Origin of the sequence: Aeromonas sp. R7-5, from assembly GCF_040908015.1 — a bacterium.
GTDB classification, from domain to species: domain Bacteria; phylum Pseudomonadota; class Gammaproteobacteria; order Enterobacterales; family Aeromonadaceae; genus Aeromonas; species Aeromonas caviae.
On sequence record NZ_JBFOCZ010000026.1, the window covers coordinates 521,662 to 547,422 of the forward strand.

Below are 25,761 nucleotides of genomic sequence, written 5' to 3' on the forward strand. Positions count from 1 at the left end.
TGTTTCTCAAGCCTCAGGCACTCAGGGTGGCGCCGCCGTCGACGACCAGATCCTGCAGCGTGATGTGGCTGGCCAGATCCGAGGCCAGGAAGAGGACGGTATGGGCGATCTCCGCCGGGGTGGCTACCTTGCGCAGGGGGATGCCGAGCTTGAACTGCTCCGGCAACCCGGCAATGGTGCGGGCCATGGCCTCCTCGCTTGGCAGCATGCCGCGCAGCATGGGGGTATCCGTCGAGCCCGGCGACACCAGGTTGGCGCGCACGCCGAAGGGGGCCAGCTCCAGCCCCACCGTCTGGGTCAGGCTGGTGACCGCCGCCTTGGAGGCGCAATAGGCCGCCATCTGCATGCGCGGCACATGGGCGGCGTTGGAGCCTATGGTGACGATGGCACCGCGCTGCTGCCCCTTGAAGTGGGGCACCAGGGCCCGCAGCAGATAGAAGACGCCGCTGGCGTTGACCGTCATGCAGTCGTGCCAGTCATCATCGCTTAAGGTTTCGGTAGGACCGAGGTGCAGCACACCGGCCCCGTTCACCAGCACATCCAGCCCGCCGTCCGCCAGCAGCGCTGCGCAGCAGGCGTTGACCGCCTTCGAGTCGCCAATATCGAGCAGCCGGGTGGCATAGGGGTAATCGGCTTCGGGAAACGCCAGATCCAGCCCTACTACACTGGCACCGGCCGCCACGAACTGCGTCGCCACCTCGCGGCCGATGCCGCGCCCGGCCCCGGTCACCCAGACCCGCTTGCCAGTGAAATCAAAGGTCATTGCTTGTTGCTCCTTATCCATCACCACACCATCTCCACGCTCTCTTCGTCCTCGGAAAGCAGGCCGTCGAGGAAACGGCAGAAGTCGTCGAGGCGCGGGTGATCGAACACGTCGGAAACCTTGACCTGCACCCCGAACTCGGCGCCGAGCCGGTTCACTATCTGGATGGTCTGCAGGGACTGGCCCCCCAGTTCGAAGAAGTTGTCGGCAGGCGCCATGGTGGCGAGCCCCAGGATCTGCTGCCAAATGGCGCCAACCCGGTTCTCGGTTTCGCTGCCCAGGGTCAGGGCTTCGCCGCCCGCCTGGTAGGCGGCCAGCAAGGCCTTGCGATCCAGCTTGTTGGAGCCGGTGCGGGGCAGCTGGTCATAGTGGCGATAGTCGGTGGGGATCATGGCGGCAGGCAGCACCTTGGCCAGCTGCGCCTTGATGACCCGGCTGTCGCGCTCCGGCCCCGCCACGAAGGCCACCAGCCGACGCACGCTGCCGATGCTCACCCCCTGCACGCAGGCCTCGTCCACCCCGGGCAGGACCAGCAGCTGGGCCTCCACCTCGCCGGGCTGGATGCGATAGCCGCTTATCTTGAATTCGTTGTCGCGCCGACCGAGGTAGACCAGCCGGCCGGCCACCAAGCGCACCCGATCGCCGGTGCGATAGACGGGCATTTGCTCCGCGCCAACCCGCAAGGTATCGAAGCTGCCTTGTACGCCCCCCACATAGCCGTTGGCCAGCTGCGGGCCGAGCAGCACCAGCTCGCCTTCCTCGGCGGGTTGCTCCCCCGCCCCCAGAATGAGCGCCTGCATGCCGGGCAGCGGCAGACCGATGGGCAACTGGGCCTGGCTCGGATCTTCCTGCTGCAGCTCCTGAGTGGTCACCACCACGGTCGTTTCGGTGGGACCGTAGGTGTTGAACAGGCGCACATCGGAGCGACCCTGACGCTGCCACTGGGCCAGCTGCTCGGGGTAGACCGCCTCGCCGCCGATGATGACGGTGGTAAGCCCGGCAGGAATGTGGGCCTGACCCGCCGTCAGCGCCACCACCCATTCGTTCCAGAACGCGGTGGGCAGGTCGAGGTGGGTGATCCCCATCTGCTCCACCCCGGCCGCAAAGGCGGGCATGGATTCGAGCAGGGCGTCGGTGCGCAGCACCAGGGTGGCGCCGGCGCTCAAGGTAGCGAACACCTCCTCGATGCTGGCGTCGAAGTTGAAGGGGGCGAATTGCAGCATCCGCGCCTCTTCATCCAGGTGATAACGGCAGCGGGCGGCGGCGGCGAAGTGATCCAGCGCGCCGTGGCTCACCGCCACCCCTTTGGGCTGACCGGTCGAGCCCGAGGTGAACATCAGGTAGGCGACGGCGCGGCCGGCGGCCGGCTGGTTGAGCCGATCACCGCTCACCAGATCCCCCGCCAGCAGGGTGCGCCCCTCAAACAGGCTGGCCAGCTTGTGGCGGTACTCGGCCTGGGTGATCAGGGTCTTGACCTCCCCCAGCCGCAGGATATGGCCCTGACGCTCCAGCGGCTGCTCAGGGTCGAGCGGCACGTAGACGGCGCCCGCCAGCAGCACCGCCAGCTGGGCGAAGATGGCCTGGGGGGTGCGGGCCAGCATGACCCCCACCTTGTCGCCGGGGGCGACGCCTGCGGCCTGCAGGGCCGCCGCCATCTGTTCGGATCTGGCCAGCAGCGCCTCGTAGCTGAAGCGGGCCTCTCCCTGCTCCGTGCTCTGAATCAAGGCAATCTTGTCCGGGGTCTGGGCGGCGAAGTGGCAGAGCGCCTCCAGCACCGGCCGTACCTTGATCACTTCATGGGCATGGTCGGCGATCAGGGCGCTGGCCCGCTGCTCGGCCAGCCAGTCGGCCTTGAGGGTGCCCAAGCTCAGGGTGGGCTCGGCCAGCCAGCGCCCCAGCAGGGCAAACAGGGTATCGGCGATGGCCGCCAGATCCCCCTGCTGGTAGCAGCCGGGGTTGGCGTCCAGATCCAGTCTGGGCTGGCCATCGACGCCGACCTGCACTTCGATGGTGAGCTCCTCCACCGGCCCGGCGCTGATGTTGAGAATATGAGCAGATAACGGCCCGAAGCGGCGAGCGTGATCGAACGGCATGATGTTGACCAGCGGGCCGAACAGGCGTTTGTCGCCCCCCACCAGGCCAAGGTCGCGGCGCAACAGCTCGTAGCGGTAGTGCTGGTGCTTGCGCACCCCGCGCTTGGCCTTGGCCACGGCCCCGGCAGCCCCCGCCAGATCCAGCCCCTCTTCGAGCTCCAGAGCAAGGGGGGTAATGTTCATCTGCATGCAGGGCACGGTCAACGATGCCGAGCCGATGCGGTTCATCATCATCAGGCCGAGCAGGGTCTTTTCCTGACCGCTGGCAAGGGACAACTGGGCAGAGAGACCGGCCAGCAGCAGATCGGGCCAGCCCAGTTTGTGCTCGTCGGCAAAGCCGGTCAGGGATTGCCAGAGCGCCGCCGGCAGCGGGCGGCTCTCGCGGATAAATTCGGCGGCAATCGGTGCGCGGGTCTCGCCAAAGGACTTCACCTCGGGCCAGCCATGCAGCTGCTCCTGCCAGAAGGCGCGGGCGGCGGCGTTCTTGCCGCTCTGCTCGCGGCTCGCCTCTTCTGCCAGCACCTCCGCCAACGAGCCGAAGGGGGATGGGGAGTTCATCTCACCGGCCAGCCCCTCTGCATACAGTTCGGCGATGCGCTGGAACAGCAAGGTGGTGCCAAAGCCATCCAGCGCAATATGGTGCACGCAGCTGTAGAGATAATCGCGGCCGGGGCCGCGCAACAGGGCGAAGCGGCAGGGCGCCTCTTGGGTCAGCTCGAACGGGCGGCGCAGATCGGCCCAGGCCCAGGCGCGGGCCAGCGCCTCGTCATCGCGCTCGAGGGAGACCTCTTCATAGGCCAGGGGCAGCTCGGCCGGGACGAAGCAGACCGCCTCCTTATCGTCTTCGAAGTGGCCCTTGAGTGCCTCGCACTCCCCCACTGCCTTGGCAAGGGCCGCGGCCAGCACGGCCGCCTCGACCTTGCCGTCGAAGGCGATGCACTCGGCGGTGTTGAACATCGCCTTGTCGTCATTGAGCAGATGTCCGGACCAGAGCCCCTGCTGGGGGATGGTCAAGGGGAAGCGATTCATGGGGTCACCTCCAGCGCCTGGGCTGCCAACTTGGCCTCGATGAGGCGCCACCAGCCATTGAGGGTCGGCAGCTTGGCGAGATCCACGAAGCCGAGCTCCACCCCGGCGGCGCGCCACTCGGTGAGCAGGGCCATGATCCGCACCGAATCCAGACCGTAGTCGATGAGGTTCTCGTCGGGGTCAAACTCCCCTTCGTCCTCGTCGATGTGGCTCAGCAGCCGCGCCTTGAGTCCCTCATACGTCAGCAATGGGTTGGTGGGTTGGGCAGCAGAAGCGGAAGCCGGGGCAAGGGCCAGCACCTCCTCGCAGGGGATCACCTTGCCGCAGCGGGTCGCCACATAGTCGAGCGCCATCTGGTGATCGGCCAGGGAGAAGTCCGCCACCCCGTCCGCCAGGAAGAAGGGCTGGATGTCGCGCATGAAGGCGTCGCAGGCGGTCATCATGCAGCCGATATGGCCGTAGATGCCGCCGATGATCAGCTGATCCCGCCCCAGCGCTTTGAGCATCTGCTCCAGCTCGGAGCGCTGGAAGGCGCTGTAACGCCACTTGACCAGCACGGTGTCGTCCCGCTCCGGGCGCAGCGCTGCCACCACCTGCTGCTGTTCTGGCCGCTTGTTGAGCCCCGGGCCCCACATGTCGCTCAGCAGGGCGCGATCTTCAGGGGATTGATCCTTGGGCTGGGCGGTGTAGAAGACCGGGATGCCGAGGGCCTTGCACTGCTTGCGCACGGCGGCCAGGCGCTCGGTCAGCGCCGCGATCAACGGGCTGTTTTCGCCATAGAAGGCGGTGAAGTACTCCTGCATGTCGTGGATCAGCAGGGCGGCGCGCTTGGGATCCAGAGACCAGTCGACCTTGTTGGCCTTCCACTGGCTGGGCATGGCGTAATTGTTCAGGGTTGGGATAGCCATAACGTCATGATTCCTTTTTAGTTTTATGCTGTTGTCAGGGGTTTGCTGGCGGCGATGGCGTGCGCAATGCGCGCCCGCAGCCCCTGCTTGTCAATCTTGCCCACCGCCGTCATGGGCAGGGCATCCAGGGTTTCGAAACGGTCGGGCAGCTTGAAGTCCGCCACCCCGCGCTCACGCAGAAACTTGCGCAAGGCCAGCGGCTTCAAGGCGGGATCCGTGCTGACGATGAAGGCGCAGCTCTTCTCCCCCATGGCGCTGTCGGGCATGGAGACCAGGGCCGCATGGGTAATGGCCGGATGGTGCAGCAGCTGGTTTTCCACCTCTTCCGCCGCGATCTTCTCGCCGCCCCGGTTGATCTGATCCTTCTGCCGCCCCACCACGGTGAGGTAACCATCGGCATCCTGTACCACCAGATCGCCGGAGCAGTAGAAGCCCTCGGCATCGAACACCCTGGCGTTGTGGGCCGGGCTCTGGTAGTAGCCGCGGAAGGTATAGGGGCCGCGGGTGTGCAGGGCACCAGGCTCGCCGGGGGCAACCGGGTTGCCCGCCTCATCGAGGATGCGCACCTCGTCGTCCGGGCTCATGGGGCGGCCCTGGGTGTGGATCACCTTCTCGTCGGGGTCGTCCAGCCGGGTGTAGTTGACCAGCCCCTCCGCCATGCCGAACACCTGCTGCAGCCGGCAACCGAGCAGCGGCCCAATCTTGCTGGCCACCGCCTCCCCCAGCTTGGCGCCGCCCACTTGCAACAAGTCGAGGCTCTCGAGCTGAGTGCGTGCGGTGGGATCCGCTTCCGCAGCCTGCAGCCAGAGCGAGACCGCCGGCGGCACCAGCGAGGTGAGATTGACCCGGTGGCGGGCAATCAGCGGGAAACAGCTGATGGGGCTGGGATCCGGCGCCAGCACCACTGTACCGCCCGCCTCGAATACCCCCAGGGCGCCCGGGGAGCTCAGGGGGAAATTGTGGGGCGCCGGCAGGGCGCACAGATAGCGGGTATGGGAGCCGAGACCGCAAATTTCGTTGCTGCGGCGCACGCTGTAGTAATAGTCGTCATGAGTACGCGGGATAAGCTTGGGGGTGCCGGTGCTGCCACCGGAGAGCTGGAAGAAGGCCACCTCGTCCGCCGGGGTCGGGACATAGGAGACGGATGGGGTGCCCCCCTCATCCCCCTCGCCAAGCCAGCGGGTCAGCCCCAGCCCCCCCGCGTCACCATCCAGCAGCACCAGTTCGGCGCCGATGGTTGTCAGCAGCTCGCTCTCGCGACCCTTGCTCGCAAACAGCGGATGGGCCAGCGAGCCGACAAAGAGGCGGGGCCGGATCTGCTCGGCATAAGAGAGGAGCTCCAGCCGGTTGTGGCTAAAGAGCGCGTTGACCGGCGCGATGCCGGCCTTGAGCAGGGCGAAGAACACCAGATAGAACTCGGCCACGTTGGGAAGCTGCACCAGCGCGGTATCCCCTGCCCCCAGGCCGTGGTGGGCCAGATTCGCGGCCAGCCGGCTCGAGGCGGCGTCCAGCTCACGATAACTGAAGCGGCGCTCGCCGCAGAGGATGGCCTCGGCGTCAGGTGCCAGCTCGCACTGACGCGCCAGCATGGCGGTCAGCGGCTCGCCGCGCCAGTAACCCTTGGCGCGGTACTGCTGGGCCAGCTCTTCGGGCCAGCGGGTATAGGGCAGGAAGCGGTTGAGTTGGCTCATTGCGCCACCTCCGGACTCAGGCCCAGGGCTTCCAGATTCGGCTGTCCACTCTGCCAGCCCAGATATTGAAGCTGCGTCATTGCGCCACCTCCAAATCCAGGCCCAGTGCCTTGAGCATGGTCCCCAGCTTGGTGCCGGTCTCGGCCCACTCCATGGCGGGATCCGAGCCCGCGACGATACCGGCGCCAGCAAACAGCTCGACCTGATGGCCATCGAGCACGCCGCAGCGGATCACCACAGCCCACTCGCCGTTGCCCTGGCTGTCGCACCAACCGACGATGCCGCTGAACAGGGCTCGCCGGAAGGGCTCCTGCTCGCGGATGAACTGGCGGGCGAGTTCGGTGGGATAGCCGCACAGGGCCGGGGTGGGATGAAGCTGGCAGGCCAAGGAGAGCACCGACGCCTCGCCGCCATTGAGCCGGCCGGCGATGGGAGTGCCCAGATGCCAGAGGGTATCCGTGCTCATCAGCGAGGGATGAGCGGGGATCGCCAGCTCGCGGCAGTGGGGGGTCAGCACCCGGCGGATCTCGTCGATCACCAACTTGTGTTCATGCTGATCCTTGCGAGAAGCCAGCAGATCCCTTGCTACCATTTCGTCTTGCGCCGGTTCGCTCGCCCGACGGGCGGAGCCCGCCAGCGGGTGGGTGAACACCTCTCCCCCGCTGACCCGCAGCAGCAGCTCCGGACTGGCACCGAGCAGTCGGCGGCCCTGGCCGAGCGGCAGGGAGAAGTGGAAGGCGTGGGGATTCTGGGCCATCAAACGGGCCATCACCTGCTTAGGGTCGGCAGGCTGGTGCAGGGTAAGGGTGAGTTTGCGCGACAGCACCACCTTGGCGAGCCGGCCTTGTGCAAACGCATCCAGCGCCGCACTGACCGAGGCCTGGAATTCGCTGGCCGACGGGGTGCTCTGCACCGAGATGACCCGGTTGGCCTCGGGGGCCTGCTCAGCCGCTGTCACCGATGACGGCTCTGTCGGGGCCAGTTTCTCGCCCCGCTCATAGCGGCCGGGCACATAGAGGCAGGAAGCCTCTGCCGGATCAAACGCAAAAGCACCGATGAGCAGGGGGTTGCTCTGGCCGGCAGCCCTGGCGGCATCAAGGGCCAGGGTTATCTGCTGTGCCAGCAGGGGCCACTCGCCGGCGGGGGTGGTGATGGGTTGCCCCAGGTCAGTGGCACTGATCGTGCCCTGACACGAGGTAAACAAGAAATCAGGCGACATCTTCGCCTCGGCAGATGTGCAATTGTCCATTACTCGAGTCTTCACGTCATACCCTCAAAGAAGATTCAAAATGATAATGATTATCAATTTGACTTTGTGCGGCGGTAAAATACTCGCTTTGAAATCGCGGGGTCAATGGGATTTTGCATCGTTAAAACAGGAGCTTGTCTGTGGGTATGTCGGGGATGACGCCAGGGCGGGCCTGCTGGCGGTTAAGGGAAACAGCTACTCGAATGAAAACGGATTGCCATCCCCATATGGGGGATGCGACAGAAACCGGTCAGGGCGGCCCCACTGGCGGCCAACCCGCTTTGCCTCTAAGATGGCGCCACCTCTTGTGACAGCCCCGAAAATGGAACCCTCCCATGTTGAAACACCTGCTTCTGCTTCCCTTCGCCCTGCTGCTGGCGGCCTGCTCGCTGACCCAGTACAGCGTCAGTGAAGGGGAGATCAACCAGTACCTCAAGGAGCGAGTCGCCTTCGAGAAACAGCTGGGGATCCCCGGCATCATGTCGAGCAAGATCCGACTCGATGACATGCAAAGCCGCATCGGCCGCAGCCAGGCCGACAAGGTCGAGCTGGATGCCGCCGGCGAGCTGCAGGTGGCGAGCCCGCTGGGCAGCCAGCAGATGAAGATCCGCCTCTCCCTGCGGGCACGCCCGGACTACGTGGCCGAACAGGGCGCCATCTATCTGCGCGATCTCGAGCTCATCTCTGTCAAGACCGAGCCAGCGGACGTGGGCACCGCCCTCTCCCCGCTTTTGCCCACCTTCAACCAGTCCCTCTCCCTGTTCCTCTCCCAGACCCCCGTCTACCGGCTCGATGGCAGCCGCCAGAACGAGGCGCGGATCAAGGAGAAGGTCGAAGCCCTCAAGGTGGAGCCGGGCCGACTGGTCATCCCCTTCAAACTGATGTGACGCCTGCCGCCGCGCCTCTCCTCTTCACCCCACCAGGGCGCGGTTTTTTTCTTCTCAAGCCCCGCCCTTTGCCCCATAATGCACACCATTCTCATTTAGATTCATGAGAAGCGTCATAATAAAATCAACAATATGGTGAGAAGGACATGAGAAAAACCGTACTGGTGCAGGCGATCGCCTGCGCACTCCTCAGCAGCGCCGCACAGGCTGCCGTCAAGGTGGAGGACAAGACGTTCAACACCGCCGCCAACATGCTGGCCTACACCGAATTCGAGCTCTCCGGCGAGCCGCTGGCCGAGGCCCTTGGTCTGGATCTGGATGTGCTGGACGCCAACCGCGCCGACGAGCCGACCCCGTTCGACTTCGCCGCCGGCATCGAATCCTATGAATACTCCGAAGAGGCAATGTACGCCCTCAACTACCAGTCCGGCATGGGCCCCCATCTAGTAAACGGGCCGCAAAACCAGGCGCGTGGCGGCACCCTGGCCGACCTGGGCAAACGGGTACTGGCCATGGCAGAGGCCGTCGGCTTCCCCGCCGATGAAATTCCCCAGGGCATGTATCCCCTCTCCCTGCCCTACGCCTCCGCCAACCCGGAGTTCGCCCAGGCCGTGAACGCCACCCCGGTCAACGGTGACCAGATCACCATCAAGACCGCCAAGGGCAACGAGAAGAGCGTCAAGACCCAGGTCCCCGCCTACTTCCGCGACTACGCCACCCTGCGCTGGAGCGGCAGTGACAACCTGCTGGTCCCGGCCGCCGTGGGCGGCATCCTGCTCAAGGAAGTGATGTGGTCCCAGGACTTCCTGGGGGGCATGCACGTGGCCGAGACCGATGAAGAGGTGGAAGCCGCGTCCGCCACCATGGATCAGGACGGCAAGCACAAGCTGGGGGTTTCTGCCGCCGACGGCTTCAACGGCATGATGCTGACCGAGCAGTCCATCGACAAGCTGGCCATCCTGCAGGGTCAGCTCGGCTTTGACGGCAAGACCCTGGGCGCCAAGATCACCCCGCAGTACGATCCGGCCAAGGGGGTTGTCTACTTCCCTCATCAGGTGAAAGTGACCGAGATCAGCAAGAACGACGCCGGTGCCATCGGCAAGCTGGAGGTCGTGGACGGCACCGCCCAGTTGCGCGACGCCTGGATGCTGCTGTGGCCCCTCTCCGAGTTCTACGCCTTCAGCGATCAGCGCACGGCCAACACCAACCAGAACCCGGCCTTCCACGCCGTGTTTGACGGTGCCCCGTTCGCCGCCGCTCCGGCTGCCAACCAGACCAACGATCTGGGCAAGGCGGTGGCGGGCAGCGATGCCTTCTCCCTGGCCCTGAACCTCTCCAACCTCACCTTCAAAAACCTGCTGGCCCTGCACTTCGAGCCCAAGGTTGGCACCTTGGTCGACAGCTGGCAGGCTGGCAAACAGGCCGGGCACGTCACCACCTTCGACGCCGCCTACGCCCTGGTCGCCCTGCAGATCTTCCAGCGCGCCCAGGATGCGCTGCCGGTGGGTTACGCCGCCGGTGACAATGGCGAGCTGAACCTCAAGACCCCACAGGGTGAGCAGGCGATCGCACTGGTCCGCAAGCAGGCCGATTTCATCCTCGCCAACCTCAAGGGCAAGAACGGCCTGGTCCATGACGGTCTGACCCTGGGCGGCAAGCTTGACGCCGGTCAGTCCATCGACGCGCAGTTCGCCGCCATCCGTGGCCTGGCCGCCGCCTTCCTGGCCACCTCGGATGCCAAGTACCGCACCGCGGCGCGCGAGCTCTTCATCGCCGCCGACAAGGCCTACTTCAATGCCAAGGCCGGAACCTGGCTCGCCGGCAAGCAGGGTGAATACACCCCCTGGACCCAGGCCGCCATCTCCGGCGCCCTGCGCTCTGCCATGCTGAACCTGCGCAACGAAGGGGCCGAGAAGGCACCCGAGCTGGAGCTGGCCCAGCTGACCCAGCGCTACGTGAGCTGGTTCCACGGCACCGTCAACGGCGGCATGCAGATGGCCGAGTGGATCGGCGACTCCGGCGAGAACGTCATCGAGGGTGCCGGCAGCGACACCGACGAAGATGGTGTCCCGCAAGTGACCGCCGCCGGTGGCAAGCATGGCACCGCCATGGTGATGGCCGGCAAGGCCCTGGTCAGCGAGAAATAAATCGACCACCAATAGAAAGGGAGCCCAGGGCTCCCTTTTTTTGTCTGTATCGACGAAGTTAGCCGAGCTTGGCCAGCATCGGCTTGGTCACCAGCACGATGCCCTGCTCGGAGCGGTAGAAGCGGCGTGCATCCTCGTCCGCGTTCTCCCCCACCACCAGGCCGTCTGGCAGCTTGCACCCCTTGTCCACCACCACCCGGCGCAAGCGGCAACCAGCCCCGATCTCGACCCCGGGGAAGATCACCGCCTGATCCAGGGTACAGAAGGAGTGCACCCGCACGTTGGTGAACAGCACCGAGTTGAGCACGAAGGAGCCGCTCACGATGGAGCCCCCCGCGAACATGGAGTTGATGGTCATGCCGTGCTGGCCGTTTCTGTCCTGCACGAACTTGGCCGGGGGCGACATGTTCTGGCTGGTCCAGATGGGCCAGTTCTCGTCATAGATGTCGAGCTCGGGCACCACGGAGGCAAGGTCCATGTTCGCCTCCCAGAACGAATCCAGGGTCCCCACGTCGCGCCAGTAGGGTTTTTGCCCCTCCTTGGCCCCGACACAGGACATGTTGAACGGGTGGGCAAAGGCCTTGCCCTCCCCCACGATGCGCGGGATCACGTCCATGCCGAAGTCGTGCTTGGACTCCTGGTTGTGGATGTCCTCTTCCAGCAACTGGTAGAGGTACTCCGCCTCGAAGATGTAGATGCCCATGGAGGCCAGCGAGCGATCCTCGCAGCCCGGCATGGCGGGCGGATTGGCCGGTTTCTCCACGAAGGCGCGGATCTTGCGTTGCTCATCGATGTCCATCACGCCGAAGGCCGATGCCTCGCAGCGCGGTACCTCGATACAGGCCACCGTCACCTTGGCGCCGAGGCGCACGTGATCGAGCAGCATGGCGGCGTAGTCCATCTTGTAGATGTGATCCCCTGCCAGCACCACGATGTACTTGGGACCGTAGTCACGGATGATGTCGACGTTCTGGTAGATGGCGTCTGCGGTGCCGCGATACCAGTGCACCTCGTCCACCCGCTGCTGGGCGGGCAGCAAGTCGATGAACTCGTTCATCTGGTAACGCAGGAAAGACCAGCCCGATTGCAGGTGGCGCAACAGACTGTGGGACTTGTACTGGGTCACTACACCCACCCGGCGGATGCCGGAGTTGATGCAGTTGGAGAGCACGAAGTCGATGATACGGAATTTGCCGCCAAAGTGGACGGCGGGCTTGGCGCGGTTATCGGTCAACTGCTTCAGGCGGCTGCCCCGTCCCCCTGCGAGCACCAAGGCCATACTCTGATTCAATAGTTGCCGTGCTTTGGCGGTGTCTACGGGTTCTAGCAACATATCTACCTCTGCTCTGTTGGGGCTGTTTTCAACCCATCTTCGCTTTTTTTACAGACCATGAAAGTGTTTTCACTCACATTTAGTTGCATTCCGCCGGCGCTTTATCGTGGAGTTGCGTGAGTACTCATGTTTTGCGCCAGCGACTTGGTTAGAATTTCTACATCATGAACATCATCAAGGATGAAACGATGTTGAATAAACATGAGGGAAACCTGCTGCTGGTCAGCGCACTGGTCTGCATTCCCATACTGCTGTTGCAGGTAGTGCTGCTCGCCCCCCCCGCCTCACCGCTCACCCTGCTGCTGGTCCTGATGACCACCCTGACGGGATTCGCCCTGCTGCTCTTTCTCACCCACAGCGTGCGCCGTGGAGAAAAGGCGAGGCAGGAGCAACGCTGGCTGCTGGCGCTGCAGCAGCGGGATCCCGCCATGCTCGACAGCGTACAGGCACAAACGGCTCTGCGCCAGCTCCTTGCGTCCTTCAATGAGGCCGAGATCGATGCCCACCGCCAGATCACCGAATTGCACAATCAGGCGACCCGGGACGAGATGACGGGCCTTGGCAACCGCCACGCCTTCCGGCGCGATCTGACCGAGCTGCTGCAACAGGAAAACACCCAGACCGCCATCCTGGTGCTCATCCGCGCCACCGAGCTCGGGACCCTCAACGCCCAGCGCGGCTTCCAGTCCGGGGATGCCTACATCCGGGACATCGCCGCCCTCATCAGCCACACCGTCAGCCGCTTCCCGGGCCACCGGGTCTATCGCATCTCGGGGGCCGATTTTGCCGTCCTGCTGCCCCCCCTGGCCCAGATCCCGCCCCATCTGCTGGGACGGGATCTGAAACTCGCCTTCGATCGCTATCAGCACGATCACGAGCTCGAGAGCGCCGCCTACTCTGGCATGACCCGCTTGAGCAGCGAGCAGAAGATAGAGGCCATTCTGGCCCGGGCGGATCTCGCGCTGGCCCGCGCCCAGACAGAGGTGGTCAATGGCTGGGCCATCCAGCAGAACGACGAGGTGGTCGAGGTGCAGGGTCAGCGTCACTGGACCCAGGTGCTGACCGATCTGCTGGAGCAGGAGAGCATCAACTTCACCTGCCAGCCCATCCAGCCCCTGCATCGCGGCATGCTCGCCTACCACGAGATCTATCCCCGCTTTTGCAGCAGCGACGGCACCGTGCTGCCAAGTGATACCCTGCTCGCCATGGCACAGCGGCTGGACATGGTACTGCGCCTGACCCAGATGGTGATCCGCCACGTCATCCGCCAATACCGCGCCTTCGGAGGCCACAACAGCCGATGGGGTCTCAATCTGCCGGGCTCCCTGCTGCAAAACAGCGCCTTTCTCATCTGGCTGGATCACCAGTTGCAAAAAGACCCCGACATCGGGGCCAACCTGGTGTTCGAGCTCGACGAGGAGCACCTGGAGCGCAACCTGACCGGGTCCAGGCGGCTGTTCGAGCTGCTCAGGCGCCACGGCAGCCGTTCGGCCATCTGCAACTTCGGCAAGGGGATCGGCTCCTTCAGCCTGTTTCGCGAGCTCAAACCCGACTACATCAAGCTGGACCCCGGTCTCATCACCGAGCTGGAGCAGGATCTCACCAATCAGCAGTTCGTGCGGATGATCGTCGACGTCTCCCATCGCATGGGCTGCCTGGTGATCGCGGAAGGGGTGGAACAGATAGGCCAGAAGCAGATGCTGCAGAGCATGTATGTGGACGGCTTGCAGGGCTACCTCATCGCCCGGCCCCAGGAGCTGGGGCCGGAGATCGGTCAGATGGGGATATTCACGGAGACGGTTTCAGCTTCAACAGGGTCAGAATGATGTCGTTGAGCTGGCGATAGCGCTCCAGCTCCTTCTGATCGTAACGGGTCGCCAGCATGGTCGGGTTGTGGCGATGCTTGAGGTAGCGGTTGATCTGCAGGCGGTTGAACCCGGCCACCTTGTAGATCTGGCCGAGCAGGGCATTGAGCTCGTCGTCCGCCAGCCCGGCCCGGGTCAGGTAATCGGGTTGGGACGGGCTCTCCTGGCGGGCCGTGACCTTCTCCAACTGGCCACGCTCCTGCAAGTAGGTGAGCCACTGCTCCACGTAAAGCGGCTTGCAGCCCCCCAGCAGATTGAAGTACCCCACGGCATCGCAGCGGCACCCGCTCAGCAGCACCAGGGCCAGCTCGTCGCTGTCACACTGAAAGCTCACCGGGCCGCTCTGGCTCCAGTCCAGCGCCTGCACCTGGATCCTCCCCTGCGCCCCCGCCTTCGTGGTCACGTCAAAGACAAACATGGCACCTCCCGATCGGCAAAGGGTTGATGATGACCCATCCCCGGGACGGGTGCAAAGGCAAATCGCCTTTTCATGGCCCATGGCGGCCATAAAAAAACCGGCCCCCCGAAGGGGGCCGGTTCATCACAATCCGGCAGGACGGCAGACTCAGGCGTCCAGTTCCACCAGCGCCTTAGCCAGCTCGATGGGCTCGAGCTCCTGACCTTCCAGATCGGCGTTCCAGTTCGGGCCGACCAGCACGTCATCCTCGTCCAGATCGTTGATCCAGATGTCCAGGAACTCTTCGAGCTCGATCACTTCCGGCTCGTAATCCGCCCACTCGTCCACGCAGTGCAGGCGGGCATCCCCTTCAGCGGACCAGAGCGGCATCACGTCCGCATCTTCGAACTCGGCGGAGCGGCATACCACCCAGTCTTCACCGTAGCGCAGACCCCACACCTGACCCGACTCGCGGACTTCTTCGATGAACAGCTGGAAATTGGCGTCAAGATTGTCAGTTAGTTTGCTCATGGGGTCTCTCTCTTGCAAAGCAATGGCAGGCTGTCGGCCAGGGCTGGCCGAGAATGGGGCAGATGGTGTCCCAAAAGCCCCCCAGACTCAAGCCTTATCCCGAAAAAGCGGGGATAAAGGCCGTCAGATGCGATATTTCGCCACCAGGGCCCCCAGCTCGTCGCAGGCCAGCGCCAGTTGCCCGGATGCCTGCTCGGTCAGCCGGTTCTGGGCCAGGGCATCCGCCGCCAACTGGGTGATGGCCACCAGCCGCTGGTTGATCTCCTCCGCCGCCCGGCTCTGCTCCGCCGCCGCCGTGGCAATCTGCCCATTCATGGCAGTAATGGTGTGGACGGATCCATCGATGGCATTGATGGCGACATCCGCATCGCCGGCCCTGTCCGCCGTCGCGCGGGAGAGCTGCTGTAACTGGCTGATGCCGCTGACCACCTTGCCGGCCCCCTCCTGCAGCCGCTGGATCATCTGCCGGATCTCGTCGGTGGAGCTGTGAGTGCGGGTCGCCAAGGTACGCACCTCGTCGGCGACCACCGCAAAGCCGCGCCCCTGCTCCCCGGCCCGTGCCGCTTCAATGGCGGCGTTGAGGGCCAGCAGGTTGGTCTGCTCCGCCACCCCGCGAATGACGTCGAGCACGGAGCCAATCTGCTGAGTCTCCTGCTCGAGGCGGCTCACCGCCTGCACCGTCTCCACCATTTCGTCCGCCAGCTGGCTGATGGACTCCCGGGTCTGGACCACCACCTCGCGGCCATGCTGGGCCAGATTGAGGGCCGAGTCCGCCGCGTCGGCGGCCTGGGCCGCGTGCTGGCCCACTTCGCGGCTGCTCACCGTCATCTGCTCCATGGCGCTGGCCACCCGCAGGGTATCCTGCTCCTGGCCGGTGACGATGGCGCCGGTACGCTCCACCACCTCGGCCAGCTGGTGGGCATGCACCCGGTTCTGATCCGCTATCTGCTGGCTGCGGGCCACCAGCTGCGCCATCTGGCTGGCGAAGAGGTTGAAGTTGATGCTGAGCTGGCTCAGCTCGTCACGCCCCGACTCCGGCAGACGTACCCGCAGATCCCCCTCCCCCCTGGCGATGTTGCCAAGGGCCGAGACCGAGCGGGAGAGGGGCACGACGATGCTGCGCACAATGAGGCCGACCACGGCAAACAGCAGGAGGGCCAGCACCAGCCCGATCCCCAGCAGGGTGTGCAGCACCTCCCGGTACTGGGCCTCGACGTCGTCCACATAGACGCCGGTACCGATGATCCAGTCCCAGGGGGCGAAGCGCTTGATGTAGGAGATCTTGCGTACCGGCTCGTCCACCCCCGGCTTGGGCCAGTAGTAGGCCACCTCCCCCGCGCCCTGGGCCCGCGCCAGATCGGCGAAGGCGACGAACAGCCTGAGCCCCTGCTTGTCCTCCACCCCGGAGAGATCCTTGCCGTCCAGCTCGGGTTTCATGGGGTGCATCACCATGGTGGGGTGGCTGTCGTTGATCCAGAAGTAGTCATCGTTGCCGTAACGCAACCCCTTGATCAGCGCCAGCGCCTCGGCCTTGGCGCTCGCCTCGTCCAGCTCCCCCTTGCGTACCCTGGCTTCCAGCCCCGCCACCAGGCTGTAGGCGGTCTCTACCTGAGCCTGGGTCTGGCGGCTCTTCTCCCCCATCAGCCCCTGCTGATAGATCTGCAGGCAGAAGAACAGCAGCAGTCCCAGCAGCGCCAGCACCATCAGGGTCACCAGCGACAGACGCCGACCGATACTCCATTGTCTCAACATACCCTCGCCCCGCAGCAGCTACATATCCTTAACACAAGGTATGCCGCCGCGACGCGGGCTGTCCACGATGTCAGCAAAAGCGATGCCAAAAACATGATCCAGCCCCAAAAACAAGAAAGGGTGCCCAGTGGCACCCTTTCTCGTGGTCGACAGGAAGAGGTATCACCGCTCCCAGTACACCTCTTCCAAGCTGTCTTCCTTCTCCGGCAACCCGCGGGAGAGGCGCGGGCTGCTCTGGGCCAGCACCTCGTAGCTCACCCGGTTGGCGTACTTGCACACCTGGGCCAGAGAGGAGTAGGTCAGGAATTCCGAGAGATGCTTGGCGGAGTTCGGCACGTTCATGCGGTGGTAGGCGTTCGCCACCATGTCGTGCAGCACGGCGGACAGCGCCCCGTCCCCTGCCCCGTTGGTGTTCTTGATCTTCTCCGGGCCGCCCATGTAGGGGGAGATGTGGGAGTAGATACGCGCAGGCTTGCGGCACTTGTCCCGGGCCATGGGGCGGCTGAACTCGTACATGTTGAATTCGGGGATGACGCCGGGCAGCAGGGTGTGGGTGGTCTCGCGCTTGTAGTCCTCGTCGGTGTAGCTCGCCATGTAGAGGCCGATGGGGCCGGCGGTGCAGAGCACCATGTCCGCCCAGTCCAGCGCCTTGTCGGCCGCGCCGAGGGGATCCTTTATCCCGGTCAGGGCCTCCGCCTCGTCCTCGTTCATGGCGAGCACGGTCACGTTCTCGCTGATGAAATCGCGCCACCACTGGGGATTCTCGTCGATGACGAAGCGGGTGCCCAGGGTCAGCACCACGGGCACCCCGGCCTCGCGGGCATAGCGCACCGCGGCCATGGCGGCCTCCTTCATGGGGGTGCCGTCGGCGCCGCGCACCAAGTAGGCGGTGATCACCAGGGCCGAGGCCTCCTTGATGATGGTCTCGGGGATGTGGTCCACATCCAGGTGATCCATCTTGCCGGCGTTGATGCCAAAGCTGCGCTCTCCCCCTTCGGTGATGAAGGTGAAGCAGCGCCCGACCGGGCCGTCCACCGGCTGCAGGTAGTCGAGGTTGACCCGGGAGGAGGTGTTGCACAGATAGCGATAGGCATAGCTGCCGATGCGGATGTCCTGGCTCATGACGCCAAGCAGGATGGAGTGGGAGTCCGCCAGCACGGAGTAGTTGTGCATGGTGTTGCCGATGGTGCCACCGGCAAATTCGCTCACCACCATGTTGTTGGCCTTGAGCTCGTCGTAGACCAGCTCCGCCACCTCATCGGAGATGAGCATGGAGTGGCCCTTGCTCAGGCCGTACCGGTTCAGGAAGTCTTCGTCCACATGGGCTTCGATATCCACCAGAGTCTGATCGATGCCCACTACATAGGCCTTGCCCAGTTCGGTGAGCTGGGAGTTCTGCGGGATCAGGGGATCACGTCTGTCGACCGGGAAGTAGTGTTTGGACTTGCGCTGACCGGGAAATTTCATGGCAATCTTCTGTGCTCTGGGGAAAAGAGGGGCGGGATTTTAACACAATCCACCACGCCGAAAAGTCGCACGATTGAATTTTGAGGTCAGTATAGACAAGGGTTTGCGAGGAAAACGTTTGACTTGCCTGCCATAAAAAACCACCCCGTGGCGGGGTGGTGTTGCGGGATGACATTCAGCTTGCCGAGAGCCCCTGCACCAGGGCCAGCACCGAGAACATCCCCAGCGACAGCCAGAAGAAGAGGGTGCCGAAGAGGCGCGGCATGTTGGGAGCCCTGGGGATCTGGATGCCGATGGCATGCAGGATGCGACCCACCAGCAGCAGCACACCGCCCAGGTGCAGCCAGAGCGCCCCGACCCCCGCCAGTTCGCACAGGGCCATCAGCAGCAGGGTGAGGGGCACGTACTCGGCAAAGTTGCCGTGGGCGCGGATCGCGGCCAGCATCTCGGGGGCTTCCCCCTCCCCTATCATCACCCTGAACTGGGCGCGGCGCTTGACCACCCAGAAGGAGAGCAGCAGGAACAAGAGCCCGAGCAGGCCGGCGTAAATCAGCGTGATATGCATCATCAGGACACTCCTTTATCGTTGAATCCGAACGTCCGCCACGTCGGGCACCGGATGAGAACGGCCATCATGCCAGCTCGCGACAGATGAGGGAAACCATCATGCGGATATGGGCCTGATCGCTGTTGAGGGCCGGGATGTATTCAAACTGCTCGCCACCGGCGGCCATGAAGATCTCCCGGTTCTGCACCTGGATCTCCTCCAGGGTCTCGAGGCAATCCGCCGAGAAGGCCGGGCAGATGACATCGAGCCGCTTGACGCCGCGAGAGGGCAATTCGCCCACGGTCAGGTCCGTGTAGGGCTTGAGCCACTCCTCTTTGCCAAAGCGGGACTGGAAGCTCGCGGTCCACTGCTCCGGGGCCAGCCCCAGCGCCTCCGCCAGCAGGGCGGCGGTGCGCCTGCACTGATGACCATAGGGATCCCCTTCCCGCTCGTAGCGCTCGGGAATGCCGTGGAAGGACATCAGCAGATGCTCCCCCTGGCCGTGCTGTTCCCAGTGGCGACGCACGCTCATGGCCAGCGCCTGGATATATTCGGGGTGAGCATGGTAATCACGAATGAGCCGCACCACCGGCAGATTGCGCTCGGTTTTCATCGCCCTGGCCCAGGCGTCGAATACCGAGGCGGTGGTACTGACCGAATACTGGGGATAGAGCGGCAGCAGGATCACCCGGTTGACCCCCTGGGCCTTGAGGGCCTGCCAGCCATCGGCCAGCGACGGGGAGCCGTAGGTCATGGCGAGCGCCACCGGCACCTCGACCCCTTCCCGCTTGAGCTCGTGCTCCAGGGCCGCGCGCTGCTGCTGGCTGATGACCATCAGGGGGGAGCCCTGCTCGGTCCACACCTGCTGATAGAGCTTGGCCACCTTGGGGGAGCGGGTCGGCAGGATGATGAAGTGAAGCAAGGGGCACCAGAGGTAGCGCGGCAGGTCGACGACCCGCTGATCGTGCAGAAACTGGCTGAGAAACGCCTTGACCGCCGCCGTGGTCGGCGCGGCCGGGGTACCCAGATTGACCAGCAAGATCCCTGTTTTCGTGGTCACGTTAGCATCCTGTCGTTCTGTGTCGTGGGAATGGAATGCAAGAAAGGGCCCGGTATGGACCCTTTTCTCACCCTCGTAGCCAGCCGGCGAACGGCTGCGTCCTGCCGGCCCTGAATGGCTTAACCGAGAATGGCGGCCAGTTGCTGGCTGACCAGATCCACCGGCTGGGTGCCGTCGATCTTGACGTAACGGGTGTTGCCCGCTTCCGCTTCCTTGCCGTAGAAACCGATGAGCGGCGCGGTCTGCTGATGGTAGACATCCAGACGCTTGCGCACTGTGGTCTCTTCGTCGTCGGCACGAATCACCAGATCCTCGCCGGTCACGTCATCCTTGCCTTCCACTTTCGGCGGGTTGAACACCACGTGGTAGGTACGGCCGGAGCCGGAGTGCACGCGGCGGCCGCTCATGCGCTTGACAATCTCTTCGTCCGGCACGTCGAATTCCAGCACGAAGTCCACGGTCACACCGGCATCCTTCATGGCTTGCGCCTGGGGAATGGTGCGTGGGAAGCCGTCCAGCAGGAAGCCGTTGGCGCAATCCGGTTGCGCGATGCGTTCTTTGACCAGGCCGATGATGATGTCGTCGGAGACGAGCTGACCTGCGTCCATCACGGCTTTGGCCTTGAGGCCCAGCTCGGTACCCGCCTTGATCGCCGCACGCAGCATGTCGCCGGTGGAGATCTGCGGAATACCGTGTTTTTCCATGATGAACTGAGCCTGGGTACCCTTGCCGGCGCCCGGAGCTCCCAACAGAACAATGCGCATACACGCTCCTAGTTGATTGGTTATTCAATTCTTGAGAAGGCAAAAAACTACACGTTTTCGCCCGTATTAACAAGCTCGCCCCGTGTGAGTGGCCAGATTATCACCACACTCCCGCCCCGTCTCTGCGACCAAAGACGCAGACGACGACCACGAAAAATGATTGAAAATGCAGCAGCGCACCAGAGGGGAACGGCCAAAAAAAAGCCCACTGTCATGCAGTGGGCCAATCACAATCACATCACGCCTGGAGTAGCAGACGGTTGATACGGGAGACGAAGCTCGCCGGATCATTGAGGCCGCCCTGCTCCGCCAGCTGGGCCTGCTCGTGCAGGAGGGAGACCCACTCGCCAAACAGGCTCTCATCCTCGATGGTGCCAAGCTTCTTCACCAGGGCATGGTCGGGGTTGAGCTCCAGGATGTACTTCTGCTCCGGCACCGGCTGACCGGCGGCGCGCATCAGCTTGATCATCTGGGTGCTCATACCGTGGGCGTCGGTGACGATGCAGGACGGCGAGTCGGTCAGACGGTGGGTGACGCGCACCTCTTTCACCGCCTCCCCGAGGCTCTTCTTGACCCGCTCCACCAGACCGACGTTGGCTTTTTCAGCTTCCTCCTGCGCCTGCTTGGAGGCGTCGTCTTCCAGATCCCCGAGATCCAGTTCGCCACGGGTGACGGAGACCAGCTGCTTGCCGTCGAACTCGGCCAGGTGGCTCATCAGCCACTCGTCCACCCTCTCCCACATCAGCAGCACTTCGACGCCCTTCTTGCGGAAGATCTCGAGGTGCGGGCTGTTCTTGGCAGCGGCATAAGAGTCGGCGGTGATGTAGTAAATCTTCTGCTGACCTTCCTTCATGCGGCCAACGTAATCCTCGAGCGACACGGTCTGGGCTTCGCCCTCACCAGCGGTGCTGGCAAAGCGCAAGAGCTTCGCGATCTCTTCCCGGTTGGCGTAATCCTCGGCCGGGCCCTCTTTGAGCACATTGCCGAACTCGCTCCAGAACTTGGCGTACTTCTCGGCATCGTCTTTCGCCAGCTTGTTGAGCATGGTGAGCACGCGCTTGGAGCAGGCCTTGCGCAGGGAGGCGGTCACCTTGTTGTCCTGCAGAATTTCACGGCTGACGTTGAGCGGCAGATCATTGGAGTCCAGCACCCCTTTCACGAAGCGCAGGTAGGTCGGCATGAACTGCTCGGCGTCGTCCATGATGAAGACGCGCTGCACATAGAGTTTCAGGCCGTGCTTCTGTTCGCGGTTGTAGAGATCGAACGGCGCGCGGGCCGGGATGTAGAGCAGGCTGGTGTACTCCTGGGCCCCTTCCACCCGGTTGTGACCCCACAGGAGCGGATCTTCGAAGTCGTGGGCGACGTGCTTGTAGAACTCCTGGTACTCCTCGTCCTTGATGTCCTTCGGGTTGCGGGTCCAGAGCGCGGTGGCGCGGTTGACCTGCTCCCACTCCCCCGGGGTGCCGACGATGGTTTCACCGTCTTCTTCCCGATCCGGCGTGCCCTCCTTGAACATCTCCACCGGCACGCTGATGTGGTCGGAATATTTGCTGACCACGGAGCGCAGGCGCCAGTCGTCCAGGAACTCCTCTTCATCGCTGCGCAGGTGCAGGATGACGTCGGTACCGCGACCGGCTTTGGTCACGTCAGCCACGGTGAAGGAGCCTTCCCCTTGTGATTCCCACTGCACGCCCTGCTCCGGCGCGGTGCCGGCGGCGCGGGAGACCACGGTCACCTTGTCGGCCACGATGAAGGCGGAGTAGAAGCCCACCCCGAACTGGCCGATCAGCTGGGAATCCTTGCCCTGGTCACCGGAGAGGTGCTTGAAGAACTCGGCGGTGCCGGACTTGGCGATGGTGCCCAGGTGCTCGATCACCTGGTCACGGGTCATGCCGATGCCGTTGTCCGAAATGGTCAGGGTCTTGTTCTCTTTGTCCACCACCAGGCGCACGCGCAACTGGCCGTCGTTTTCGAACAAAGAGGCATCGGAAAGCGCCTTGAAGCGCAGCTTGTCCGCCGCATCGGAGGCGTTGGAAATCAGCTCGCGCAGGAATACTTCTTTGTTGGAGTAGAGGCTGTGAGCCATCAGGCTCAGCAGTTGTTTGACTTCAGTCTGAAAGCCGTGGGTTTCGGCGTGAACACTTTGGGTCATCGACCAGTCCTCAAAACGTCGGGTTGAACAGATTCCCAAGCTAGATGGGGTTGGCCTTTCAAATATCAAGGGGCTTGCGTGCAAACTTGAGAGCAAATTTGCACACCGGCCCCTCGCTTGGCCCACACATGCAACCCCTCCCGGCCTCCCCCTTCATAAGAGGGAGGTGCACCGTCGTCCCCTGTCTGGCGAGGAGGGTCAGATTGGGATCGAGCGTGGAGCCAATGGCGGGGTCAGCCTTGCTCTCCCCTACCAAGGGGAGGGCTGGGGTGGGGTCCATTGCTCCCTCCTCTGACAAGGGAGGGGGGGATTGGTTGATCCCTCCCCAGCCAAGGGGAAGCATGGGGCGGGATCTGTTGCACTCTCCCCAGCCACGGGGAGGAATGGGTGGGATTGGTTGCTCCCCTGCCAAGGGGAGGGCCGGGGTGGGGTCCGTGGCGTCTTTAGCTCAGGCGCTGGCGCCCCATCAGGGAGTGGGAGAGCGTGGTGCCATCCACCAGCTCCAGCTCCCCGCCCACCGGCACGCCATGGGCGATGCGGCTCACCTCCACCCCGGCGGTGCGTGCCATGTCGGCGATGTACCAGGCGGTGGCATCCCCCTCGATGGTGGGGTTGGTGGCGAGGATCAGCTCCTTGATCTGCTCCTCTTGCAGGCGGCGCTCCAGGATATCGAGCCCCAGCTCCTCGGGGCCGATACCGTCAAGGGGCGACAGGTGGCCCATCAGCACGAAGTAACGGCCGGAGAACTGGCCGGTCTGCTCGATGGCCGCCACGTCCGCCGGGCTCTCCACCACGCAGAGCAGGCCGTTCTCCTCGCGCTTGGGATTGGCGCAGATCTCGCAGCGATCGTTCTCGGTGAAGGTGCGGCAGTGGCTGCAATGACCTATTTCGGTCAGCGCCCGATTGAGCAGGGAGGCCAGACGCAGACCGCCGCTGCGCTCGCGCTCCAGCAGGGTGAACGCCATGCGCTGGGCCGATTTCGGGCCCACGCCCGGCAAGACCTGCAGCGCCTTCATCATCTCATCGAGCAGGGGACTGAATTTCATGGGAATTTCCTTTAAAGCCGCGCCAAAGGGAGGAGTCGGCCCGCTTGCCTGCAGCGGCGCCGACGCCTCCATCCGAACCTATCTTGTTGGCGCAGGACTATACCCGAGCCGACCCCGGGCGCCAATGGCCGATCCCGCCACAGTGCCTGACGGCCCAACATCACCCCGGTCAGGGCACTGCACTGAGCGGCAACCTCCCCTATCCCCACAACCCAGATCACACCATGATTGCCAAACCAATTCCGGGGAAACCGGGAAACCCTCCCAGATTGCCCCAACTCACTCCCCACCAGCCTCCAGACAAGCCAGCACGGCCAGAAACCAGGCCCACATTGTTTGGTTTTTCTATTCGATAACTAGTTATCGTTTAACAAAACCAAACAATAAATGCCCTCTTGAGGTCCCGATTTATGACGTTGCGCCGGTTTTCAACGGCTCCCCCTTCTGTTTTTTCACTGGCCGATTAGTATGACTCACGCGACAACCAGCTCCGTTGAGGCCGTTACTAGGGAACGGCAAGATTTTGCAGTGCAGACTAAATGCGCGGGCTGTGGGAATGAACTTAGGAGCAATAGTAAAAATTGGACACCATCATTACTTCCTTTCTTCATAATATACAACCATTAAAAATATTTAATAAGGAAACGAAAATTGCTGTTATCAAATACAAATAATCTTCAAGCGGAGCATCTAAAACGTATCATTCAAAACTGTGGTGACCGAGTTATTATCGTTTCGCCATATCTTGCAGATGACATGAAGTCATTTCTCAACCATTTTGATTTTTCATCAACCAAAAAAATAGAATTAATAACCACGTTCAAGCCAAGAGATATCGAACAAATAAAAAAACCATTTCAACTAAGAGACTTCTATAGTTTTTTCGATGAGAAACATCCGAATATTACCTGCAAAGTACATATTGATAACAGTCTACATGGTAAATTATATTTTTCACTTGGCATAAATAAAGAACTAATACTAACATCAGGAAACTTCACCACTAACGGTATATTTAACAACCATGAATGGGGAGTGCTTGTTAAAGATGCTAGCCTAATAGAAGACGCATTGAACCAAGTATTCGATTTGATTGAATACCCCGATGTCACTCGTTTCCAAGTTGAACGAGCATGCCAATTTGCAGATGTGTATTTAGGAAACAATCCTCATTGGATAGAAAAAGATAGTATTAGCTATGATATATTAAGCTCTGTATACTCAGATTCCGATTCAAATAACTACGAAACAAAATACTATCTGAAACCTATCGGCCATAAAAATTCCCCAATCACGTTGGATGACAGACGTGATTTTTCAGATTTACATCAAAATTTACACTTTTCAAAAAAGAAACCCAAAGGAATAAAGAAAGGTGATGTCATCATTACAACAGCTATCGGAGCTGGATCATTATTGTCCTATTTTAAAGTTACTAGCGGCTTGCAAAGTGTAACTGACTCTCAGGTTAAAATTAATCCATGGATGGAACGCTGGCCATGGTACCTAGAGGGGAGAAACAACAGCGTTAATTTTGGAAGAAAATGGTGGGAGTATAATTTAAGAAGACAAGACATGTTATCCGAATTCCATGATAAATACCCAGGAAAGTCTGTAACTTACGCTGGAGGATTAACTCTTGGAACTATTAACATGGGTAGTGATAAGGTTCAGCTTTCTGAAGTATTTGCAAAATTCTTGATATCTAAGATTGAAGAGTATAATAATTGATGTTTTTGGGAGTGTAATAAGTGAATTTTATTTCACCGCTAATAATGGTGCATTTCACTTCGTTCATTGCCCCCTACATTCCCACCCTCTATTTATGCCCTCACTTTATAGTGGCTGTCTTTACTGCGGTCACTTCTCTTCCCGACCATTCTCCATCCAGCCGATGAAATAAAGACTCCATTGCTACCCAAGCCTTCCCTCTCTGTCGCTCCTGCCGATAATTTATTGGTCAACATTTTATCGCCCGTTTTTCAACCCGTTTGATTGAAAAAACTGGCTAAAAATGGCTGCTTAGCAAAAACAAACACTTGCTCGCTGCACGGGGGCCTATTTCAATCAAGGAGTAATT

General features: G+C 62.2%; 19 protein-coding genes. 4 read left to right on the plus strand and 15 right to left on the minus strand.

Going from position 1 to position 25,761, the window contains the following annotated elements:
- Positions 1-13 precede the first annotated feature (13 nt).
- The 5 genes from amoA to AB5Y53_RS10910 form a co-directional block, all read right to left on the minus strand.
- A complete protein-coding gene (gene amoA, locus AB5Y53_RS10890; protein ID WP_368181967.1) occupies positions 14-763 on the minus strand; it encodes an amonabactin biosynthesis protein AmoA in 750 nt (249 codons plus the stop codon).
- A gap of 20 nt (positions 764-783) precedes the next feature.
- Complete coding sequence (amoF, locus tag AB5Y53_RS10895) at positions 784-3,885, minus strand: amonabactin biosynthesis non-ribosomal peptide synthetase AmoF (RefSeq protein WP_368181969.1); 3,102 nt, start codon at positions 3,883-3,885, stop codon at positions 784-786.
- Complete coding sequence (gene amoB, locus AB5Y53_RS10900; RefSeq protein WP_368181970.1) at positions 3,882-4,793, minus strand: amonabactin biosynthesis bifunctional protein AmoB; 912 nt, start codon at positions 4,791-4,793, stop codon at positions 3,882-3,884. The genes amoF and amoB overlap by 4 nt, the downstream gene beginning before the upstream one ends.
- A gap of 23 nt (positions 4,794-4,816) precedes the next feature.
- The gene (amoE, locus tag AB5Y53_RS10905; protein ID WP_368181972.1) at positions 4,817-6,484 is read right to left on the minus strand and encodes an amonabactin biosynthesis (2,3-dihydroxybenzoyl)adenylate synthase AmoE; all 1,668 of its coding nucleotides are present in this window, start codon (positions 6,482-6,484) and stop codon (positions 4,817-4,819) included.
- A gap of 76 nt (positions 6,485-6,560) precedes the next feature.
- Positions 6,561-7,748, minus strand: coding sequence for an isochorismate synthase MenF (locus tag AB5Y53_RS10910; RefSeq protein WP_368181973.1), 1,188 nt, complete (start codon positions 7,746-7,748; stop codon positions 6,561-6,563).
- A 320-nt stretch (positions 7,749-8,068) separates the two neighbouring features.
- Here AB5Y53_RS10910 and AB5Y53_RS10915 point away from each other — a divergent pair, with 320 nt between their 5' ends.
- A complete protein-coding gene (locus AB5Y53_RS10915; protein WP_069784839.1) occupies positions 8,069-8,620 on the plus strand; it encodes a lipoprotein in 552 nt (183 codons plus the stop codon).
- 146 nt (positions 8,621-8,766) lie between these two features.
- Positions 8,767-10,767, plus strand: coding sequence for a hypothetical protein (locus AB5Y53_RS10920; RefSeq protein ID WP_368181974.1), 2,001 nt, complete (start codon positions 8,767-8,769; stop codon positions 10,765-10,767).
- A gap of 58 nt (positions 10,768-10,825) precedes the next feature.
- On the opposite strand, the gene glgC is transcribed toward AB5Y53_RS10920, so the two are convergent.
- Positions 10,826-12,100, minus strand: coding sequence for a glucose-1-phosphate adenylyltransferase (glgC, locus tag AB5Y53_RS10925; protein ID WP_039038908.1), 1,275 nt, complete (start codon positions 12,098-12,100; stop codon positions 10,826-10,828).
- A 188-nt stretch (positions 12,101-12,288) separates the two neighbouring features.
- Between glgC and AB5Y53_RS10930 the strand changes: the two genes are divergently transcribed.
- The gene (locus AB5Y53_RS10930; protein ID WP_368181976.1) at positions 12,289-13,926 is read left to right on the plus strand and encodes an EAL domain-containing protein; all 1,638 of its coding nucleotides are present in this window, start codon (positions 12,289-12,291) and stop codon (positions 13,924-13,926) included.
- Here the strand turns inward: AB5Y53_RS10930 and AB5Y53_RS10935 are convergent.
- The 9 genes from AB5Y53_RS10935 to recR all read right to left on the minus strand — a co-directional run bounded on the left by AB5Y53_RS10935 (position 13,889) and on the right by recR (position 23,681).
- The gene (locus AB5Y53_RS10935; RefSeq protein ID WP_010674428.1) at positions 13,889-14,383 is read right to left on the minus strand and encodes a hypothetical protein; all 495 of its coding nucleotides are present in this window, start codon (positions 14,381-14,383) and stop codon (positions 13,889-13,891) included. The genes AB5Y53_RS10930 and AB5Y53_RS10935 overlap by 38 nt on opposite strands.
- A 147-nt stretch (positions 14,384-14,530) precedes the next feature.
- Positions 14,531-14,893, minus strand: a complete 363-nt coding sequence (locus tag AB5Y53_RS10940) for a DUF2750 domain-containing protein (protein ID WP_010674427.1) — start codon at positions 14,891-14,893, stop codon at positions 14,531-14,533.
- A gap of 123 nt (positions 14,894-15,016) precedes the next feature.
- A complete protein-coding gene (locus tag AB5Y53_RS10945) occupies positions 15,017-16,645 on the minus strand; it encodes a methyl-accepting chemotaxis protein (protein WP_039038910.1) in 1,629 nt (542 codons plus the stop codon).
- Positions 16,646-16,807: 162 nt separating this feature from the next.
- On the minus strand, positions 16,808-18,112 hold the full coding sequence (locus tag AB5Y53_RS10950; protein WP_010674425.1) for an inosine/guanosine kinase: 1,305 nt from the start codon (positions 18,110-18,112) through the stop codon (positions 16,808-16,810).
- Between the two features lie 175 nt (positions 18,113-18,287).
- Entirely contained in the window at positions 18,288-18,680 is a 393-nt protein-coding gene (locus AB5Y53_RS10955) for an MAPEG family protein (protein ID WP_104455791.1), read from the minus strand.
- Between the two features lie 64 nt (positions 18,681-18,744).
- On the minus strand, positions 18,745-19,719 hold the full coding sequence (gene hemH, locus AB5Y53_RS10960) for a ferrochelatase (protein WP_368181977.1): 975 nt from the start codon (positions 19,717-19,719) through the stop codon (positions 18,745-18,747).
- Between the two features lie 119 nt (positions 19,720-19,838).
- Positions 19,839-20,483: an adenylate kinase gene (gene adk, locus AB5Y53_RS10965; RefSeq protein WP_010674422.1), complete on the minus strand. Its 645-nt coding sequence runs from the start codon at positions 20,481-20,483 to the stop codon at positions 19,839-19,841.
- A 238-nt stretch (positions 20,484-20,721) separates the two neighbouring features.
- A complete protein-coding gene (htpG, locus tag AB5Y53_RS10970; protein WP_368181978.1) occupies positions 20,722-22,635 on the minus strand; it encodes a molecular chaperone HtpG in 1,914 nt (637 codons plus the stop codon).
- Between the two features lie 443 nt (positions 22,636-23,078).
- Positions 23,079-23,681 (minus strand): recombination mediator RecR, encoded by a 603-nt coding sequence (gene recR, locus AB5Y53_RS10975; RefSeq protein WP_010674419.1) that lies wholly within the window; start codon positions 23,679-23,681, stop codon positions 23,079-23,081.
- A gap of 651 nt (positions 23,682-24,332) precedes the next feature.
- Between recR and AB5Y53_RS10980 the strand changes: the two genes are divergently transcribed.
- Entirely contained in the window at positions 24,333-25,412 is a 1,080-nt protein-coding gene (locus AB5Y53_RS10980) for a phospholipase D family protein (protein WP_368181980.1), read from the plus strand.
- Positions 25,413-25,761 lie beyond the last annotated feature (349 nt).

Coding starts and splice junctions, on each gene's coding strand:
- AB5Y53_RS10935 (WP_010674428.1), bottom strand. CDS start 14,383: ATGTTTGTCTTTGACGTGACCACGAAGGCGGGGGCGCAGGGGAGGATC.
- AB5Y53_RS10950 (WP_010674425.1), bottom strand. CDS start 18,112: ATGAAATTTCCCGGTCAGCGCAAGTCCAAACACTACTTCCCGGTCGAC.
- glgC (WP_039038908.1), bottom strand. CDS start 12,100: ATGTTGCTAGAACCCGTAGACACCGCCAAAGCACGGCAACTATTGAAT.
- amoE (WP_368181972.1), bottom strand. CDS start 6,484: ATGAGCCAACTCAACCGCTTCCTGCCCTATACCCGCTGGCCCGAAGAG.
- AB5Y53_RS10920 (WP_368181974.1), top strand. CDS start 8,767: ATGAGAAAAACCGTACTGGTGCAGGCGATCGCCTGCGCACTCCTCAGC.
- adk (WP_010674422.1), bottom strand. CDS start 20,483: ATGCGCATTGTTCTGTTGGGAGCTCCGGGCGCCGGCAAGGGTACCCAG.
- htpG (WP_368181978.1), bottom strand. CDS start 22,635: ATGACCCAAAGTGTTCACGCCGAAACCCACGGCTTTCAGACTGAAGTC.
- AB5Y53_RS10940 (WP_010674427.1), bottom strand. CDS start 14,893: ATGAGCAAACTAACTGACAATCTTGACGCCAATTTCCAGCTGTTCATC.
- amoB (WP_368181970.1), bottom strand. CDS start 4,793: ATGGCTATCCCAACCCTGAACAATTACGCCATGCCCAGCCAGTGGAAG.
- AB5Y53_RS10915 (WP_069784839.1), top strand. CDS start 8,069: ATGTTGAAACACCTGCTTCTGCTTCCCTTCGCCCTGCTGCTGGCGGCC.
- AB5Y53_RS10945 (WP_039038910.1), bottom strand. CDS start 16,645: ATGTTGAGACAATGGAGTATCGGTCGGCGTCTGTCGCTGGTGACCCTG.
- amoF (WP_368181969.1), bottom strand. CDS start 3,885: ATGAATCGCTTCCCCTTGACCATCCCCCAGCAGGGGCTCTGGTCCGGA.
- AB5Y53_RS10955 (WP_104455791.1), bottom strand. CDS start 18,680: ATGATGCATATCACGCTGATTTACGCCGGCCTGCTCGGGCTCTTGTTC.
- AB5Y53_RS10930 (WP_368181976.1), top strand. CDS start 12,289: ATGTTGAATAAACATGAGGGAAACCTGCTGCTGGTCAGCGCACTGGTC.
- recR (WP_010674419.1), bottom strand. CDS start 23,681: ATGAAATTCAGTCCCCTGCTCGATGAGATGATGAAGGCGCTGCAGGTC.
- amoA (WP_368181967.1), bottom strand. CDS start 763: ATGACCTTTGATTTCACTGGCAAGCGGGTCTGGGTGACCGGGGCCGGG.